Source organism: Amycolatopsis suaedae (assembly GCF_004214935.1).
In the GTDB taxonomy this organism is placed as follows: Bacteria; Actinomycetota; Actinomycetes; order Mycobacteriales; family Pseudonocardiaceae; genus Amycolatopsis; species Amycolatopsis suaedae.
Genome location: NZ_SFCC01000004.1, coordinates 66,347 through 82,643 on the forward strand (window position 1 = coordinate 66,347; position 16,297 = coordinate 82,643).

14 protein-coding genes are annotated in these 16,297 nt (G+C 70.0%); 2 read left to right on the forward strand and 12 right to left on the reverse strand.

Annotation, left to right across the window (positions count from 1 at the left end):
* Positions 1-208: 208 nt before the first annotated feature.
* Positions 209-1,651, reverse strand: coding sequence for an NAD(P)H-hydrate dehydratase (locus tag EWH70_RS08720; RefSeq protein WP_130474790.1), 1,443 nt, complete (start codon positions 1,649-1,651; stop codon positions 209-211).
* Between the two features lie 10 nt (positions 1,652-1,661).
* Entirely contained in the window at positions 1,662-3,524 is a 1,863-nt protein-coding gene (gene glmS, locus EWH70_RS08725) for a glutamine--fructose-6-phosphate transaminase (isomerizing) (protein ID WP_130474791.1), read from the reverse strand.
* 228 nt (positions 3,525-3,752) lie between these two features.
* Here glmS and EWH70_RS08730 point away from each other — a divergent pair, with 228 nt between their 5' ends.
* Positions 3,753-4,553 (forward strand): dienelactone hydrolase family protein, encoded by an 801-nt coding sequence (locus tag EWH70_RS08730; protein WP_130474792.1) that lies wholly within the window; start codon positions 3,753-3,755, stop codon positions 4,551-4,553.
* Positions 4,554-4,584: 31 nt separating this feature from the next.
* Here the strand turns inward: EWH70_RS08730 and EWH70_RS08735 are convergent, their stop codons facing one another.
* The 5 genes from EWH70_RS08735 to EWH70_RS08755 all read right to left on the reverse strand — a co-directional run bounded on the left by EWH70_RS08735 (position 4,585) and on the right by EWH70_RS08755 (position 10,024).
* Positions 4,585-5,079: a hypothetical protein gene (locus EWH70_RS08735; RefSeq protein ID WP_240686883.1), complete on the reverse strand. Its 495-nt coding sequence runs from the start codon at positions 5,077-5,079 to the stop codon at positions 4,585-4,587.
* Positions 5,080-5,107: 28 nt separating this feature from the next.
* Positions 5,108-7,543: a WXG100 family type VII secretion target gene (locus EWH70_RS08740; RefSeq protein WP_130474793.1), complete on the reverse strand. Its 2,436-nt coding sequence runs from the start codon at positions 7,541-7,543 to the stop codon at positions 5,108-5,110.
* The gene (locus EWH70_RS08745; RefSeq protein WP_130474794.1) at positions 7,543-7,821 is read right to left on the reverse strand and encodes a hypothetical protein; all 279 of its coding nucleotides are present in this window, start codon (positions 7,819-7,821) and stop codon (positions 7,543-7,545) included. Before EWH70_RS08745 ends, EWH70_RS08740 begins: the two co-directional genes overlap by 1 nt.
* Positions 7,822-8,015: 194 nt before the next feature.
* Complete coding sequence (locus EWH70_RS08750) at positions 8,016-8,273, reverse strand: acyl carrier protein (RefSeq protein ID WP_130474795.1); 258 nt, start codon at positions 8,271-8,273, stop codon at positions 8,016-8,018.
* A gap of 11 nt (positions 8,274-8,284) precedes the next feature.
* Positions 8,285-10,024, reverse strand: a complete 1,740-nt coding sequence (locus EWH70_RS08755; RefSeq protein WP_130474796.1) for a fatty acyl-AMP ligase — start codon at positions 10,022-10,024, stop codon at positions 8,285-8,287.
* 37 nt (positions 10,025-10,061) lie between these two features.
* On the opposite strand from EWH70_RS08755, the gene EWH70_RS08760 reads away from it, so the two are divergent.
* Positions 10,062-11,006, forward strand: a complete 945-nt coding sequence (locus EWH70_RS08760) for a cytochrome P450 (RefSeq protein ID WP_240686884.1) — start codon at positions 10,062-10,064, stop codon at positions 11,004-11,006.
* A gap of 44 nt (positions 11,007-11,050) precedes the next feature.
* Here the strand turns inward: EWH70_RS08760 and EWH70_RS08765 are convergent, their stop codons facing one another.
* From EWH70_RS08765 to rpsI, 5 genes are all read right to left on the reverse strand, one after another.
* A complete protein-coding gene (locus tag EWH70_RS08765) occupies positions 11,051-11,518 on the reverse strand; it encodes a hypothetical protein (RefSeq protein ID WP_130474797.1) in 468 nt (155 codons plus the stop codon).
* Positions 11,519-11,527: 9 nt separating this feature from the next.
* Positions 11,528-13,759, reverse strand: coding sequence for a WXG100 family type VII secretion target (locus tag EWH70_RS08770; RefSeq protein WP_130474798.1), 2,232 nt, complete (start codon positions 13,757-13,759; stop codon positions 11,528-11,530).
* A 1-nt stretch (position 13,760) separates the two neighbouring features.
* Positions 13,761-14,096, reverse strand: a complete 336-nt coding sequence (locus EWH70_RS08775; RefSeq protein ID WP_130474799.1) for a hypothetical protein — start codon at positions 14,094-14,096, stop codon at positions 13,761-13,763.
* Positions 14,097-14,212: 116 nt separating this feature from the next.
* Complete coding sequence (gene glmM, locus EWH70_RS08780; protein WP_130474800.1) at positions 14,213-15,547, reverse strand: phosphoglucosamine mutase; 1,335 nt, start codon at positions 15,545-15,547, stop codon at positions 14,213-14,215.
* 251 nt (positions 15,548-15,798) lie between these two features.
* A complete protein-coding gene (rpsI, locus tag EWH70_RS08785; RefSeq protein WP_130474801.1) occupies positions 15,799-16,287 on the reverse strand; it encodes a 30S ribosomal protein S9 in 489 nt (162 codons plus the stop codon).
* Between the last annotated feature and the right edge of the window lie 10 nt (positions 16,288-16,297).

Sequence of the window (16,297 nt, forward strand, 5' to 3'; positions counted from 1 at the left end):
GACCCCAAGCTGTGACGCAGCCCATTCTTACCAGACAACCCGCCCATTGTTAACACAAAACATGAGAACTCCAGCCAGTCCTCGGTGCCGGACGCCGTCTTTAGCCCGCTAAAGCCGCCCCGGCGCCGCCCACCATCGCGAATGCGAATGGGCGGCACCGCAGTCCATCCTCGGCTCTCCCGCGGCGCCGGGAGGCGTCTTTAGCGGGCTAAAGACGGCGCGCGGGGGTCAGAGCACGCAGGGCGTCCGGGATGGCGTGGAGGATTCCCGAGGCTGAGACGGGCGCGCCCGCGGCGGCGAGGTACGCGGCCTGCCCGTGTACCTTCGCCGCGGCCCCGGCAGCCAGCCACGGGTCGAGCCCGGACGCCAGCAACGCCCCGATCAGGCCGGACAGCACGTCACCCGACCCCGCCGTCGCCAGCCACGACCCGCGCGGCACGTTCACCAGCGTCCGGCCGTCGGGCGCGGCCACAACTGTGTTGTGCCCCTTGAGCAGCACGATCGCGTCGAACCGCCGCGCGGCCGCCCGCGCCGCCGCGACCCGGTCCGCGCCCGGGCGTGCTCCGGTCAGGCGCTCGAACTCGCCGTCGTGCGGGGTCAGGACCAGCGGCGTTCCCGGTTCCCGTGCGTCCAGCACCGACGGGTCCGAGGCGATCAGCGTGATCGCGTCAGCATCGGCGCACACCGGCAGCCCGGAGCCCAGCACGTGCCGCAGCGTCTCCCGCCCCTCCGAGCCGGTGCCGATACCCGGGCCGACCACCCAGGCCTGCACGCGCCCGGCATCGGTCACCGACCCGGTCGCCACGACCTCCGGCCAGTTCGCCCGCACCACGTCCGCCGCGGGCCCGGCGTAGCGGACCATGCCGGACGTCGCGAGCACCGCCGAACCCGCCGCGAGCACCGCGGCCCCGGGGTAGACGGCCGAGCCGGCGGCCACCCCGGTCACGCCCTGGCTGTACTTGTCGTCGGCCACCCCCGGCACTGGCCAGACGGCCGCGACGTCGGCGGCGTCCAGAGTTGACAGGTCCGGCTCCCCCAGCTCAGGGCCCAGGCCGATGTCGACCAGCACCACGTCCCCGCACCGGGCGGGGTTGAGCACGTGGACCGGCTTGCGGGCACCGAACGTCACGGTCCTGGTCGCGGTCACCGCGGGGCCGTCGACGGCGCCGGTGTCCGGGTCGACCCCGCTCGGCAGGTCGACGGCCAGGACCGGCGAACGCACGACACCGACCAGTTCGGCGGCGGCGGGCCGCAGCGGTCCACGCGCCGACAGCCCGACGATGCCGTCCACCACCAGGTCAGCCCGGGAGATCCACTCCGCACCGTCGTCGACGACCCGGCCTCCGGCACGCCGGAACGCGGCGAGCCCGGCGGGATGCGCACGGTTCGGCGCCAGCAGCACGGCGGCAACCCCGACTCCGCGACGGCGCAGGAACGCGCCGGCCCACAGGGCGTCACCACCGTTGTTCCCGGCCCCCACGAGCAGCACGACCCGTCTGCCGGCGACACCGCCGGTGTGCTCGGCCAGCAGGTCAGCCGCCGCCACGGCGACGCCGAACGCCGCACGGTGCATCAGCGCCCCGTCCGGGGTCACCGCCAGCAGGCGTTCCTCGGCCGCACGAATCCGTTCGGTGGTCCAGATCCCCTGCACAGGGCCCTGTCTACTCCACCGTCACGGACTTGGCCAGGTTGCGCGGCTTGTCGACGTCGTACCCGCGCGTCTTGGCGATCTCGGCGGCCAGGACCTGCAGCGGGACGGTCGACACCAGCGGCTGCAGCAGCGTGGGCACCGCCGGGATCTCGACCAGTTCGTCCGCGAACGGGCGGACCGTCTCGTCGCCTTCCTCGGCGATGACGATCGTGCGCGCACCCCGGGCCTGGATCTCGCTGATGTTGGAGACCAGCTTCGCGTGCAGCACCGCCCGTCCCTTCGGCGACGGCATGACCACCACGACCGGCAGGCCGTCCTCGATCAACGCGATCGGCCCGTGCTTCAGCTCGCCGGCGGCGAAGCCCTCGGCGTGCATGTAGGCGAGTTCCTTCAGCTTGAGCGCGCCCTCCAGCGCCACCGGGAACCCGACATGCCTGCCCAGGAACAGCACAGCACGTGAATCGGCGATGCGCCTGCCCAGGTCACGCACCTGGTCGACCGTGGACAGCACCTTCTGGACGGCGGCAGGCGCGGCCTCCAGCTCGGCGAACTCGCGGGCGACCTCGTCCGGGTACTTGGTGCCGCGGGCCTGCGCCAGGGCCAGGCCGACCAGGTAGTTCGCGGCGATCTGGGCGAGGAACGCCTTCGTCGACGCGACACCGATCTCGGGACCGGCGTGGGTGTAGAGCACCGCATCGGACTCACGGGGGATCTGCGCGCCGTTGGTGTTGCAGACGGCGAGGACGCGGGCCTTCTGCTCGCGGGCGTGCCGGACGGCCTCCAGGGTGTCGGCCGTCTCGCCGGACTGGGAGACCGCGACGACCAGCGTGTCCCGGTCGAGAACCGGGTCGCGGTAGCGGAACTCACTGGCCAGCTCGACCTCGACCGGCAGGCGCGTCCAGTGCTCGATCGCGTACTTGGCGACCAGGCCGGAGTGGTAGGCCGAGCCACAGGCGATCACGAACACCTTGTCGACGTCGCGCAGGTCCTGATCGGACAGGCGCTGCTCGTCGAGGACGATCCGGCCGTCGCTGAAGTGGCCACGCAGCGTGTTGGCCAGCGCGTCCGGCTGCTCCTCGATCTCCTTGAGCATGAAGTACTCGTGGCCACCCTTCTCGGCGGCTGAGAGGTCCCAGCTCACGGTGAACGGCTTGGCCTGTGCGGGTTCGCCGTGGAAGTCGGTGACCTCGTAACCGTCGCGGGTCGCCACGACCAGCTGGTCCTGACCCAGCTCGACGGCCTCACGGGTGTGCTCGATGAACGCGGCGACGTCGGACGAGACGAACGTCTCGCCCTCGCCGACGCCGACGACCAGCGGCGAGGAACGGCGGGCGGCGACGATGGTGTCCGGCTCGTCGGCGTGGGTGACGACCAGGGTGAACGCGCCCTCGAGGCGCCGACACACGGCACGCACACTGGCAGGCAGGTCACCCGCGGTGTCGCCCTCGGCGTAGGCACGTGCGATCAGGTGCGCGGCGGTCTCGGTGTCGGTGTCGCTGGTGAGCTCGACGCCGTCGGCCTCCAGCTCGGCACGCAGTGCGGCGAAGTTCTCGATGATGCCGTTGTGCACGACCGCGAGCCGGCCGGTCAGGTCGCGGTGCGGGTGGGAGTTGCGGTCGACCGGCGGCCCGTGGGTGGCCCAGCGGGTGTGGCCCATGCCGGCGGTGCCGGTGAAGGAGTCCCGTCCGGTGGCCTCGAGCTGGGCCTCCAGGTTCGCCAGGCGGCCTGCCTTGCGCTCGACGGTCAGCGACCCGGCGCCGTCGAGCACCGCGACACCTGCCGAGTCATAGCCCCGGTACTCCATTCGGCGTAGCCCGTCGAGCACCACGTCCAGTGCCTGCCGGTGGCCGATGTATCCCACGATTCCGCACACGCCCACCAGCGTAACGAGGCCCGTACCCGTCCCCGCCTGCCCCCGCCGCCGACCGGCTTTAGCCCGCTAAAGCCGGTCGGGGCACTTCCGGAAGGTGATCTCGGTCGCCCCGGGGGCACACCGTCACTCGCCGGCGCCCGCACCCCCGCGAGGCGGCTTTAGCACGCTAAAGCCGCCTCGCGGGCGCCGTGGCAGGCCGGGCCGGGTCGGGGGCAGTACGCTCGCGCCATGGCCCGCAAGCCCAAGCACCTGCTCGAGGAGCTGTCCCACCCCGGCCCGCACGAGGTACTCCGCGGCAACCTGGCGCTGGTCGGACTGCCCGGCGTCGTCTACACGCCGAAGGCGGGCCTGAACCTCCCCGCGATCGCCTTCGGTCACGGCTGGCTCCAGCCGCCGGACCGCTACCGGAGCCTGCTCCGGCACCTCGCCAGCTGGGGCATCGTCGCCGCCGCACCGGCCACGCAACGCGGCCCGCTGCCGTCGCACCGGCTGCTCGCCACCGACCTGCTCGACACCCTGGAGCTGGTCACCACCGTCCGGCTCGGCCCGGACGGCATCAGCGTCGACCCCGGCAAGCTCGGCCTCGCCGGGCACTCGACCGGTGGCGGCTCCGCGGTACTGGCCGCGGCCGCGGGCACCGGCCCCGCCATCCGCGCGGTCGCCACGATCGCCGCCGCGCAGACCATGCCGCCGGCCACCGACGCCGCCACCCGCATCGAGGTCCCCGGACTGCACCTGGCGGCCGACGACGACCTGGTCGCGCCCGCCGTCGGCCACTCCGAAGCCATCGCCAGGGCCTGGCGCGGACCCGTCCAGCTGCGGCTGCTCGGCAAGTCGTCCCACCTCGGCGTGACCGAGGGGGCGCACTGGAGCCAGCTGCTGCTGCACGGCAAGCCGCACCGCAAGACCCAGCAGCTGGCCAGGGCCCTGTTCACGGCGTTCTTCCTGACCCACCTCACCGGCACCGACGACTACCAGGCGTTGCTGGACGCCGACGTCAAGAACGCCGCCATCGAAACCCCGGCATGAGAAACGGCCCGGGAGTCCCGGGCCGTTTCGCTTACTTCATCCAGCTGTTGTTGGAGAAGTCGTCCTCGTCGAACGATTCCTCCTGCCGGTGCCTCCCGGCCCGCCGCCGCGGGGGCGGTGCCGACACGGTCGGTTCCGGCGCGGGCGGTGGCGTGGCCGCGCGGGCCGGCTCCTCCCAGCCGGCGTTACGCGGCTCGGCGGGCTTCGGCGCCGTCTGGCTGGGGTCGTAGCCGGTGAAGCCGGGACCGCTGGTCTCCTCTTCCTCCGTGCCGAACCCCATCACGTGACTCTTGTCGGACAGCGTCTTGTTGGTGGCCCAACCGCCGGCTTCCTTCTTCCGCTTGTTGAGCTCCTCCATGTGCTCGGCGTACTTGTTGGCGCTGAGCACCTCCTTCTGGAACCCACTCGCGGCCTGCTCCTTGACCTCGGCGAACCGTCGGTCCCGCAGGGCGCGCTGCTCGTCCTGCTCGCGCGCGGCGACGTCCAGCTTGGCCATCGCCGCCCGCAACCTGTCCTCGACGCTCACTGCCGCACCCTCTCCTCAGCCGCCGCGCTCACCGGTCGTAGCGGATGGAACGGTCGCCCTCTTCTTCCAGCGAACCGCTGATCCTGCTGCCGGCGCCGCTGGTCTCGAAGATGTTGCCGGCCACGCGGTACTGGCTGGAGCTGCGCTCCTGGTCGCCGCCACCGCCCTGGCCTCCGGCGCCACCCATCGCGCCCATGCCACCCATCATGCCCATGCCGCCCATACCGGCCGCACCCGTCCCCGAGGCACCACCGGTGGCCGAGGCCGCGGCGGCCATGGCGTCCCCGCCGGGGGCCATGCCCAGCCCGGCAGCGGCAGGCGCGGGAACCGCCCCGCCGCCGGTTTGCGCACCGGCCTGCAGCGACGCGCCGTCGCCGAGGCCACCCGGGTCGGCGCCGCCACCAGCGGAGACACCTCCGCCTCCGCCACCACCGGAGCCACCCGCACCGGAACCGCCTGCGTCGGCGGGCTTGGTGTCGTCGCCCGCACCACCCGCACCGCCGCCGGCCTTGTCGCCGTCCTCACCGAGGTCCAGGCCGCCAGGCGAGGTGTATCCGGGCTCCTTGCTGCCCGCACCCGGGTCCCGGTCGTCCGGAGTCTCGCCGATGGGGTTGCCCTTGTCGTCGACCCGGGCCATGTCGTCGCGCAGGGCACCGTCCGCGCCGGGTACCCCGCCCTTGTCATCACCGGTCTTGTCCGAGCCGAGGGTGTAGGTCACCGGCTCGCCCTTGCCGTCGTCGACGGTGACGACGGTCGGCCCGTTCGGGCCCTTCGGCTGCTCGGCCGTGATCTTGACGCCGTTCTCCTCGATGTGGATCTTGCCATCGGGACCGGGCTTGTAGACCTTCTCGCCGTCCTTCGCACCCTCGGCACCCTCGACCGGCTTGCCGTCCGGACCGAGTTCCGGCTCACCGGTGCCGAAGTCGAGCTTGTACTCCTGCGGCGGCGGGGTGCCGTCGTCCAACGAGATGTCCATCTTGCCGTCTTTGCCCGGCTCAGTCATCTTGATCTCGTTGTCGCCCTGCTTGACGGTCATCGTGTCGTCGTCATCGCCGGCGTCCTTGATCGCCTCCCCGGTCTTGGGGTCGATCGGGTACGGCTCGCCCGTCTCGGGGTCAACCTCGAGCGGCTTACCGGTGACCGGGTTGGTGCCCGCGCCGCCGTCCTCGGGCTTGGGCGGCTCCGCGCTGGGCGGCGTGCCACCGCCACCGGAACCGGACCCGCCACCACTGGGCATCCCGCCGCCACCGCCGGTGCCGGAACCACCGCCGGTGCCGGTGCCGCCGTTCCCGTTGCCGTTTCCATTGCCGTTGCCGTTACCGAAGTCACCCTTGCCCGACTGCTCGGTCAGGCCGTTGGTGTAGTCACCGAGGAACGTCGCCAACGCACCCCACTGCTGGTCGATCGTCGTCTTGGCGGTCTCGCAGGACTGCGCGAACTTGTTCAGGATCCCGCTGAACTCGGACGTGAACGCTCCGGACAGCCACTGCTTGCACAGGTTCTGACCGTAGGTCCGGTTCTCGTCGTTGAACCCGCAGTCGTCGTTCTGCAGTCGTTCGCAGAGGTTGCTGCCGGGAACGTTCGCGTCGACCCAGCTGGCGACCTCCATGTACTTGTCGAAGTCGTCTGGCGCGTTCTTGCCGATGTCCAGGACCTTCTTGGCCATGTTCAGATCCGCCTTGGCGACCTGGACCTGGAACATGTCGATGACCTCGTCGGTCTTCTTCTTGACAGCGTTGTAGACGGCGGTCACCGTTTCCGGAATCATTTTCGCCGCGCCGCCGAGCTGCTCCTTCAGCTCGTTGGCGTCCGGCTTGACCGCTTCCTCGTACTTGATCTGTGCGGCCTTCGCACCGCTACCGGTCCATTCGCCAAACAGCGTCTTCAATTCGGTGTCGGAATCCGTCAACGCGGTTTCGACCACCTTGTGCGCCTTGCTCAGCTCATCGGCGTCGGACAGGAATGCCCCGAAGTTGATTCCACGGTTCTCGTGGAACCTGTCCCAGATGTCCTTGTCCTTGTTCTTCTTGTCGCTCGCGTCAGGCCGCTCGTTCCAGATCGCGGTGATCCAGTCGGACAGGAAGGTCAGTGTGACGTTGCCCTGATCGAGAATCTCGTCGGAGGTCTGGGTTCCGACACCCCCGGGAGCGGGCGGCTGCTTGGAGTCCAGTTTGGACTGCGCGTCGGTCTTCTTCTGATTCTCGGCGGCCTCCGCATCCTTGCCGGCCTTGGCCTCGGCCTGTGCCTCTTTGAGGATGTCGTCGGTGTCGTCGTTTTCGAAGATGGGCTCGTAGCCGTCGTTGTCCCCGTCGGAGTAACCCTCGACGTACTTCTTCGCATACTCTTCCTCTTCATCATCGAAGTTGAAGGTATTGCGGTCGTACTCCTCCATGAGGCGAGACTTCGTCGCCATGGAGACGTTGGGGTCGTCGAGAACAGCCTTGATGTCTTTCCATTCGGCCATTACTGCTTACTCCCCGCCTTGTTCGCGTCGGCCGCGGCCTGGTCCTCGGCGGCCGAGTACTTGCCACCGGCGGCACCGATTCCACCGCCGAGATTGGTCAGCGCACTGCCCAGGCCCTGCATGCCGGCGACGAGCTCGTCGAGCCCCGCCTTGTACTTGGCGTGATGCTGCTTGTGGACGCGGCCGAAACCCTCTTCCTTGATCTCGGTAGCGACCTTCTTGGCCCCGTTGGCCGGCTCCTCGGCGGCTTCGCTCAGGCGCACCTGCGCCCGCATCATCGCCTCGGAGCCTGTTGTATAGCCCCCGTTAGGCATGGTCGCTGCCCCCTTCTTCCACGGTGCCAGGTGTCGGTTCGCGTACTGGGACGCACCGGGCGACCGCTTGGTGCCGTCGCATATGCACAGAGAATGTACCGGTCAGGAACTCACGCGGCACAGACTTGACCGATTTGCGTACCCAAACGAACGGTGCCTCAGCCGGTTGTCCGTTTCGCGGCTTGTGCCTCGGCGATCATTTCCGCGACCGCGTCGACATCGACCAGACGGTCGAGCTGGTCGAGGTCCAGGGCGACGTCGAAGTGGACCTCGACCGTCGCCAGGAGATGCACCCGCTGGCGGGAGGAGATGCCGAGCTCGTCGAACGGCGTGGACGGCGTCAGCTCCGAGGGGTCCAGGCCCAGCGTGCGGCAGATGAGAGTGCGCAGCTCGTCGACGTGGTTCGCGGCGGTCATGGGGTCAATTGTCACCCCGCTGGGGCGTCCCCCGCCCACCGGTCCCGGACCGCGGACCGGGCGATCTTGCCGCTGGACGTACGCGGCAGCGCGCCTGGCTTGACCAGGTGCAACGCCCCGAGTGCGACGTCGTGCCGGGTGGCGATGGCGCGGCGTACGGCGCGGGTGACGTCGCGGGTCTGTTGCTCGTCGAGTGGTCGGCCGTGACGCTCGGCGACCACGACGACGGTTTCGCCGTCGGCATCCCGGCCGGCGACGACGGCGACCCGGTCGCGGCGAAGGACGTCGTGCGAGTCGGCGACGGTGTGCTCGATGTCGTGCGGGTAGTGGTTCCGGCCGTCGATGATGATCAGGTCCTTGGCCCGGCCGGTGAGGTACAGCAGGCCGTCGTGGCGGGCGCCGAGATCGCCGGTGCGCAGCCACCCGGTGGCGGGTAGGCCCGGGTCGGGCTCGGCCAGGCGGCCGTCGAACGTGGCGGCCGTCTCGACGGGCCGGTTCCAGTACCCGGCGGCGACGTGCGGCCCCCAGACCCACACCTCCCCGACCACGCCGTCGGCGACGACTGCCGCACTCTCCGGATCGACCACCCGGACGAGCTGCCCGTGCGACCTCCCCGCAGCGACCAGCTCGACGCCCCCGACGTCGGCTTTAGCGGGCAAAAGACGGCCGGCGGCCAGCGCGGCACGGTCGAACACCGCGAACACGGGTCCGTCTCGGCCGGTTCCGGAGACGTAGACGGTGGCCTCGGCCAGGCCGTAGCAGGGCCGGTGCGCCTCGGGAGGAAACCCGAACGGACGCAGTGCCTCCGTGAAGGCGCGGACCGTCGCGGGCCGCACCGGCTCGCTGCCGTTGAGCGTTGCCCGCACCCCGGACAGGTCCAGTCGGCCCGTTCGTCCAGCACGTACCACGTCAACGGCAAGGTCGTAGGCGAAATTCGGGGCGGCGGTCAGCGCGTTCGGCAGCTGAAGGGAACGCAGCCATCGCTGCGGCCTGCGGATGAACTCCAGCGGCGCGGTGAACACCGAATGCCCACCGGTGAACACCGGCATCGCGATCAGGAGCATCAAGCCCATGTCGTGGAAGAAGGGCAACCAGCCGGTGAACGTCGTGGCGGAGTCGACGTCGTACGCCTGAGCCGACTGCCAGCAGTTCGCCGCGATCGCCCGGTGCGTGATCATCGCTCCGGCCGGCCGTCTCGTCGATCCCGACGTGTACTGCAGGTAGGCGACGTCCCCGCCGTCCACCGGCGCTGCCGCACGTCGGCTTTCGCGGGCTAAAGACGGCACGGTGTCCACCTCGAGGATGCCGCTCGGACCGGGCACGTCGGCGTCGACGAGCGCCCGGACCGCGTCGACGGTGCCGCTCGAGGTGAGCCACACCCGGGCCGCGCTGTCGGTCAACGCTCCGGTCAGGCGCTCGATCTGCGCTCGCCCCTGTGGGGCCGGCAGCGGGACAGCGACCCGGCCGGCGTACAACGCCGCGAGGAAGCCCACCACGTAGTCCAGGTTCTGCGGGCTAAGGACGGCGACGCGGTCGCCGGGCTCGGTGAGGGCCTCCAGCCGCCCGGCGACCGACCGGACCCGCCGAAGGAGGTCGGCCCAGGTCAGCGTGTGCTCGGTAACCGAGTCACCGGCGTGGACCTGCCATGTGAAGGCGGGGTCAGGACAGTCCGGCCGTGCATCGAGCAACTCGGTCAGTGACGTGTTCAGAACGTCGGCGGGGACGAGCTGCGCCGGGTCCCGTGGTGTCACCGGGTCATCTTGGCACCGCCGGACCTACGGTGTGCTCGTGACGAGCGAGGACGTCTTCCCGTACGACGGGTTCACCGTGCTGCGTGACCGTCCGGCGTGTGCCGCGGCGCTGCGGCACCCCGCGCTGAAGTCGAGTCCCGGTGCGGACTCGACGAGCGTGCTGTTCCTCGACGGCGACGATCACCAGCGCATCCGCGGACTGCTCCGCTCGATCATCGCCGCCTGCGAACCGCTGCCGGCCCACGTTCGCGACACGATCGAACGAACAGTGTTCGCACTCCGCGGTCGCACCTCGATCGACCTGGTCGCGGACTTCGCCCGGCCGGTCGCCGCCGCGGTCACCGGCGCCCTGCTGGGTGTCCAGCTCGACAGCGAATTCCTCGACCACCTCGAAGCGACCGCCGGCAACCTCGAAATCTGGTTCGACGGGCGAGTGGACAAGCGGGCGCAGACAGCCGGGCTACGACTGGCCCTCGCACTCAACCGCGCCACCCCGGCGCCGGGAAGCGGGCTGGCCGCCCTCCGCGAGGCGGGGACGCTGTCGGCCGACGAATTGCTGGTCACGCCGGTCGTACTGGCGCACGCGGCCTACGAGAACTCGATGAACTTCCTCGGGCTGGCAGCACTCGAGGTCGTACAGGGGAGGGCAGCCGGTGACCTGGACGAAGCCGCAGTCCGGGCACTCGCCGTGGACCTGGCACCAGCCCGCTACGTACTGCGGCAAGCCGACGAGGATGTCGAACTGGCGGGCACCTCGGTGACAGCGGGCACCCGAGTGGCCATCTCGCTCGCCTCCGCCGGTCTACCGTTCGGCATGGGACGTCACGCCTGCCCCGGCTCGGTCGTCGCCGTCGCCGAGGCGGCCGTGGCCCTGCGGGCACTGGCCGTCGTAGTCGGCGGCACCCCGACGGTGACCGACATCCGCTGGAAGCCCCACCCTGTCTTCCACGGCCTGGCCGCAGCCACCGTCCGACCGTCCTGAGGCGGCTTTAGCGGGCTAAAGCCGCCTCGAGTCGGGCACGGCAGTCAGCCCGCCCACCATTTGTGCTGGTCGAAGTCGTCGTCGTCATCGTCAGCCCTGGCGGCGCGCCTGCGCGGAGCGGGCGGCGGTGGAGGTGGCGGCGCGACAGCCGGTGGCGGAGGGGACGAGGCGGCAGGTGCTGCGGCCTGCTCGACCGGGGGCCCGTCGAACTCCAAGAACGTGAACGACTCCTCGTCGTCGGCCGGAGGTTTCTTAGCCCAGCCGCTCTTCTCCTCCTTGACCTGTCCGTCGGCGTCGCCCAGCTTCTCCTGCGCCTTGGCCTCGGCTAGCTGCCGATCGACCGCAGCCTTCAGCTCGCGTTGCTCACGCTCGTCCCGTTCCTTCAGGGACGCGGATTCCGCGGCCCTCTTGTCGGCGGACGCGGTGATGTGCTCGACCGCCTCGCGGTGAGCGATGACCAGTTCCGTGTAGCGCGCCAGCGCTCTGCGGTATGCGGGGTCCTGTTCGATCATGATCGCCGCCTACCTGTCGAACCTGACGGAGCTACCAAGGTCGTCGAGCGACCCGCTGATGCGGCTGCCCGAGTCGGGAGGCTCGAACAGGTCGGTCACTTGCTGCCGGAACTGGCTTGGTCCGCGCTCGGAATCATCGGCGTTGCCGCCACCCGCGCCTCCGCCGACACCGCCCATCATGGGCATGCCCATCCCGGCGGTTCCGGCACCGGCGCCCGGTTCGTCCGAGGCACCGCCCCCGGGTGCACTACCCAGCCCGGCCCCTGCCGGCGATCGCGGCGGCATGCCGCCCGGCTCGGTCTCGGCGCTGCCCAGCCCACCTGCCGGTTCGGATGTGAAGGCATCGCCGACGGCGAACTGAGGCGCCGTCGCATCACCCGCGCCCACGGCCTGGGGCGTCGTCGCGTCGGCCACCGCGGGTTCCGGGGAACCGACTGCCTCCGCACCGGCGACCTGCGCCGGTCCATCGGCGACACCCGCGGTGGATACCGGCCGTACGTCGGCATCCGGGCCGACCGGCTCCTGCCGACGCCCTGCCACCGCCGGCTCCTCCATACCCGTCGGAACCGCGGGGCCTGGCTCCTTCGGCTTCTCACCCAGTGTGTAGGTGGTCGGTTCACCGCTGCCGTCGTCGACGGTGACCAGCGTCGGGCCTCCGGGACCGTCAGGACGCTCGGCAGTGATCTTCAGGCCACCCTCGTCGATGTGGATCTTCCCGTCCGGACCAGGCACATGACCGTTGGACTCGGGATCCGTTTCCGCGCCGGGCTCTTTCGGGTCGAAGTTCAGCTCGAATGTCTGCGGCTCGCCGGACTTCCCCTCGACGCCGATGGTCATCTTGCCGTCGGCATCCGGTTCCGTGAGCGAGATGCGATTGTCGCCCTTCTCCACCGTCATGGTCTCGGGTTCACCGGCAGCGTCGGCGACCACCTCGCCCGTGACGGGGTCGATCGGCAGCGCCTTGCCTGTCTCCGGGTCAATCTCCAGAGCTTCGCCCGTAACGGGGTTCTTGCCCGGTTCCGGCATCGGCGGCGTCGGCGGAGCGGGCGGAGCCGGCGGACTGACCCCCCCGCCTCCGGGGGTGGCCGGCATGCCAGGTCCGGATGCGACACCTCCACCCGGCTTGGGCTCGGACGCCGGTTTCTCCGCCGGCGGCGGTTCCTCGGCCTTGGGCGGAGCCAACTTTGCGAAGGGCGTCAGCGTGGTCGCGCTGTCCTCGGTTCCCCAGCCGAACTGCCTGAACTGATCATCAGCGGTTTCCAGCGCGAGCCGGACCGTACGGTGGGTCTCGGTGATGCGCTGCCGTAACTCGACGACCGTGTCGTTGTACTGCTGGCAGTAATCGTCGAGGAACGGTATTTCCTTGGCGATATCGTCGATGTGTGAGATTTCCTTGCCGGTGATCCAGGACGCCACTGACGCGGCGATCTCGGACGGCGAGAACTGGCCGAGGAAACTCGTGAACTGCTGCGCCCATCCCGGAAGTCCGTCGATGGACGAGATCGCCTTCGCGAGACCGAAAGCACTGTACTGGTCGAAGTACGTGTTGGCACCCAGGCTGGCGCCCATCACCGTCAGAACCTTGAGACCCTGTTCACGGCTTCGGATATCGAAATCCTTGACGAACTGCTCGGCGTAGCCGATGTTGGCATGCTTCTGCGACCGGCTCGTGTCGTCGATGCTCTCGTAGAAACCGCAGAAGTCCTTGACCCGGCCGCTGTCGCCCATAGCCGCAAGCTGAAGAACCGGTTCCCTGGTCGTCTGCCACATCCCCATCAACTGACCGGAAATCGACGCGTTGGTCTGCTGATATTTCGCGGCCCCTGCCTTCAGATCGGCGAACTTCTGCAACGCCGCGTCCGCACCGGCTCCCTTCCAGACGCCGTCCAGAGCGGACTGTGAAGCCGACGCGCCACTGCCCAGGCTGGCCCCGACCGTCGCCAGCGCTCCCATGCGTTGAGCCACGTCGTAGATCAGGCCCCAGTTGAACCCGAACAGCTGCGGGAGCAGCTGGCTCTCGGCCTCGTGCTGTCCCCACGGGGGCTGGTCCCAGGTCTTGCGGGCGAGGACGCACTGGTTCCAGCGGTCGTACAGCGAACCCATCCGTTGTGGATTGACGATGTCCTGGAACAGCTTCAGCTTCTCCAGGTGGACGTCGCTGGTGTCGTTGGCGTTGACGTTGGGCGGCGGAAATCGTACGGCGTTCTGGATCTCGTCCGCGGCGGCATTGATCGCACCCACGTCAGACTCCCTCGCCGGCCTTGTTGACCGCCTCGGTCGTCGCTTCCTCGTTGGCCTGCGTCACTCCGACCGCCTGCTTGATGGCACCGACGGTGCCGGTCATGAAAGCGCCCGCGTGACCGAGAGACTCGGCCAGCTGTCGCACCGCATCCATCACCGCGTTACCAACGTTGGCGCTCTCCGGCATCCTGCCGAAGCACTCCGCCGTGACGGCCGAGCCGCCCGCATAGGCGACAGCACCGACCTTGTCAGCACCGACCGCGTCGGCCAGCTGTTCGACCTCCTTGCCGACGGCCATGACGGCCGAGGTGTCCATCTTCATGCCGGCTTCGCCCATGTCTCTCCCCCTAACTGGCCTGATCCGACTCAGGTCGCTGCTATCCGTACGGCGTCAAGCACACACAGCAATCTACACAGTCGGACCGGACCGGACGGGGGTTTCGCCGGAACTCGTCAGCTGACGGCGGAGACCACACCCGCGAGGCGGTCGGCCGCGGCCTTGGCGGTGTCCTCGGCCTGCGCCTCGACCATCACCCGGACGAGTTGCTCGGTGCCGGACGGGCGCAGCAGCACACGGCCGGCGTCACCGAGCTCGGCCTCGATCGCGTCGACAGCCTCCCGGACGGCGGAGGATCCGGCGACCGCGGCCTTGTCGGCCACCCGGACGTTGACCAGCACCTGAGGCAGTCGCTGCATGACTCCGGCGAGCTCGGCCAGGGTCTTCCCGGTGGCCGCCACCCTGCTCATCAGCCGCAGCGCGGTGAGCAAACCGTCACCGGTGGTGGCGTGGGCAGGCAGCACGACGTGACCCGACTGCTCACCACCCAGAGCGAACCCGCCGGCCCGCAGCTCCTCGAGGACGTAGCGGTCGCCGACCGCGGTGGTCCGCAGGTTCACGCCGTGTGCGCGCATGGCGAGGTGCAGTCCGAGGTTGCTCATCACGGTCGCGACCAGCGTGCCGTCGGTCAGCTCGCCCGCCTCGGCCATGGCCAGTGCCAGCACGGCCATGATCTGGTCGCCGTCGATCAGCTCGCCATCGGCGTCCACTGCGAGGCAGCGGTCGGCGTCACCGTCGTGAGCGATACCGAGCGCCGCGCCGTGTTCACGCACCGCAGCGCTGAGGACCTCCATGTGAGTGGAGCCGCAACCGTCGTTGATGTTGATGCCATCCGGCTCAGCACAGATCGCGATGACGTCCGCCCCGGCGCGGCGGTAGACCTCGGGCGCGGCGAAGGAGGCGGCGCCGTTGGCGCAGTCGACGACGATCCGGAGGCCATCCAGCGAGTGCGGGGTGGCGGCGATCAGGTGAGCGGCGTAGCGATCCAGCGCGTCGGCCAGGTCGGAGGCCCGGCCGATCTCCGCGCCGGTCGGACGAACCGCTTCAGCGGACAGTCCTGCCTCGATTTCGTCTTCGATACCGTCGGGCAGCTTGTGCCCGCCTGCCGCGAACAGCTTGATGCCGTTGTCCGGCATCGGGTTGTGCGAGGCGGAGATCATCACGCCGAGGTCGGCGCCCAGGTCACCGACAAGGAAGGCGACGGCGGGGGTGGGCAGCACACCGACCCGCACGACGTCGGCACCGGCCGAGGCCAGACCGGCCACGACGGCGGCCTCCAGCATCTCGCCGCTGGCCCGCGGGTCCCTGCCGACGACCGCGACCGGCCGGTGCGAACGGTCATGCGCAGCGAGCACCCTGGCGGCGCTGGCCGCCAAGGCCGTCGCCAGCTCGGGCGTGAGCTCGGCGTTGGCCAGCCCCCGCACTCCGTCCGTACCGAAAAGGCGAGCCATCGATCCTCCTTGAACAAACAACCCGAACCAACCTAGCGGGCCGGACACCGGCCGCCGCCGCGCCCCCGGGAGGCGGCTTTAGCGGGCTAAAGACGGCGACGGTGGGCACGAGGCAGGCACCGCGACCGTCTTTAGCGTGCTAAAGCCGACGTCCGGGGCGCAGCGGGGCTGCGGGTATGGACAGACATGCCGAAAGCGCCCACCCGTAGTAGACGGATGAGCGCTTTCGGGGGTTGCCTCGTGGGCGCGGGTCAGCGCTTGCTGTACTGCGGCGCCTTGCGGGCCTTCTTCAGGCCGTACTTCTTCCGCTCGGTGGCGCGGGCGTCCCGGGTCAGGAAGCCGGCCTTCTTCAGAGCGGGACGGTCGTCGGCGTCGACCTCGACCAGCGCACGCGCGATGGCCAGACGCAGCGCGCCGGCCTGGCCGGACGTGCCGCCGCCCTTGAGGTTGCCGAAGATGTCGAAGGACTCGCCCTTCTCGACGGTGATCAGCGGCTCACGGATGAGCTGCTGGTGCACCTTGTTCGGGAAGTAGTCCTCGAGGCTCTTGCCGTTCAGCTTGAACTCACCGCTGCCGGGCACCAGGCGCACCCGCACCACGGCTTCCTTGCGGCGGCCGACGGAGTGCGCGGAACCACCGGCGGCCCGCGACGGCCGCGGCGCGGCCGGGGTCTCGCTGGTCACGACGGCGGCCGGCGAGGTCTCGGTGCTCTCCTGGCCTTCGGTCTCGGTGCTGGTCACGAACTGTTCC

Excerpts from the sequence above, each read along its gene's own strand:
- EWH70_RS08775 (WP_130474799.1), bottom strand. The coding sequence starts at position 14,096 with ATGGGCGAAGCCGGCATGAAGATGGACACCTCGGCCGTCATGGCCGTC.
- EWH70_RS08765 (WP_130474797.1), bottom strand. The coding sequence starts at position 11,518 with ATGATCGAACAGGACCCCGCATACCGCAGAGCGCTGGCGCGCTACACG.
- EWH70_RS08730 (WP_130474792.1), top strand. The coding sequence starts at position 3,753 with ATGGCCCGCAAGCCCAAGCACCTGCTCGAGGAGCTGTCCCACCCCGGC.
- EWH70_RS08750 (WP_130474795.1), bottom strand. The coding sequence starts at position 8,273 with ATGACCGCCGCGAACCACGTCGACGAGCTGCGCACTCTCATCTGCCGC.
- glmM (WP_130474800.1), bottom strand. The coding sequence starts at position 15,547 with ATGGCTCGCCTTTTCGGTACGGACGGAGTGCGGGGGCTGGCCAACGCC.
- EWH70_RS08740 (WP_130474793.1), bottom strand. The coding sequence starts at position 7,543 with ATGGCCGAATGGAAAGACATCAAGGCTGTTCTCGACGACCCCAACGTC.
- EWH70_RS08745 (WP_130474794.1), bottom strand. The coding sequence starts at position 7,821 with ATGATGCGGGCGCAGGTGCGCCTGAGCGAAGCCGCCGAGGAGCCGGCC.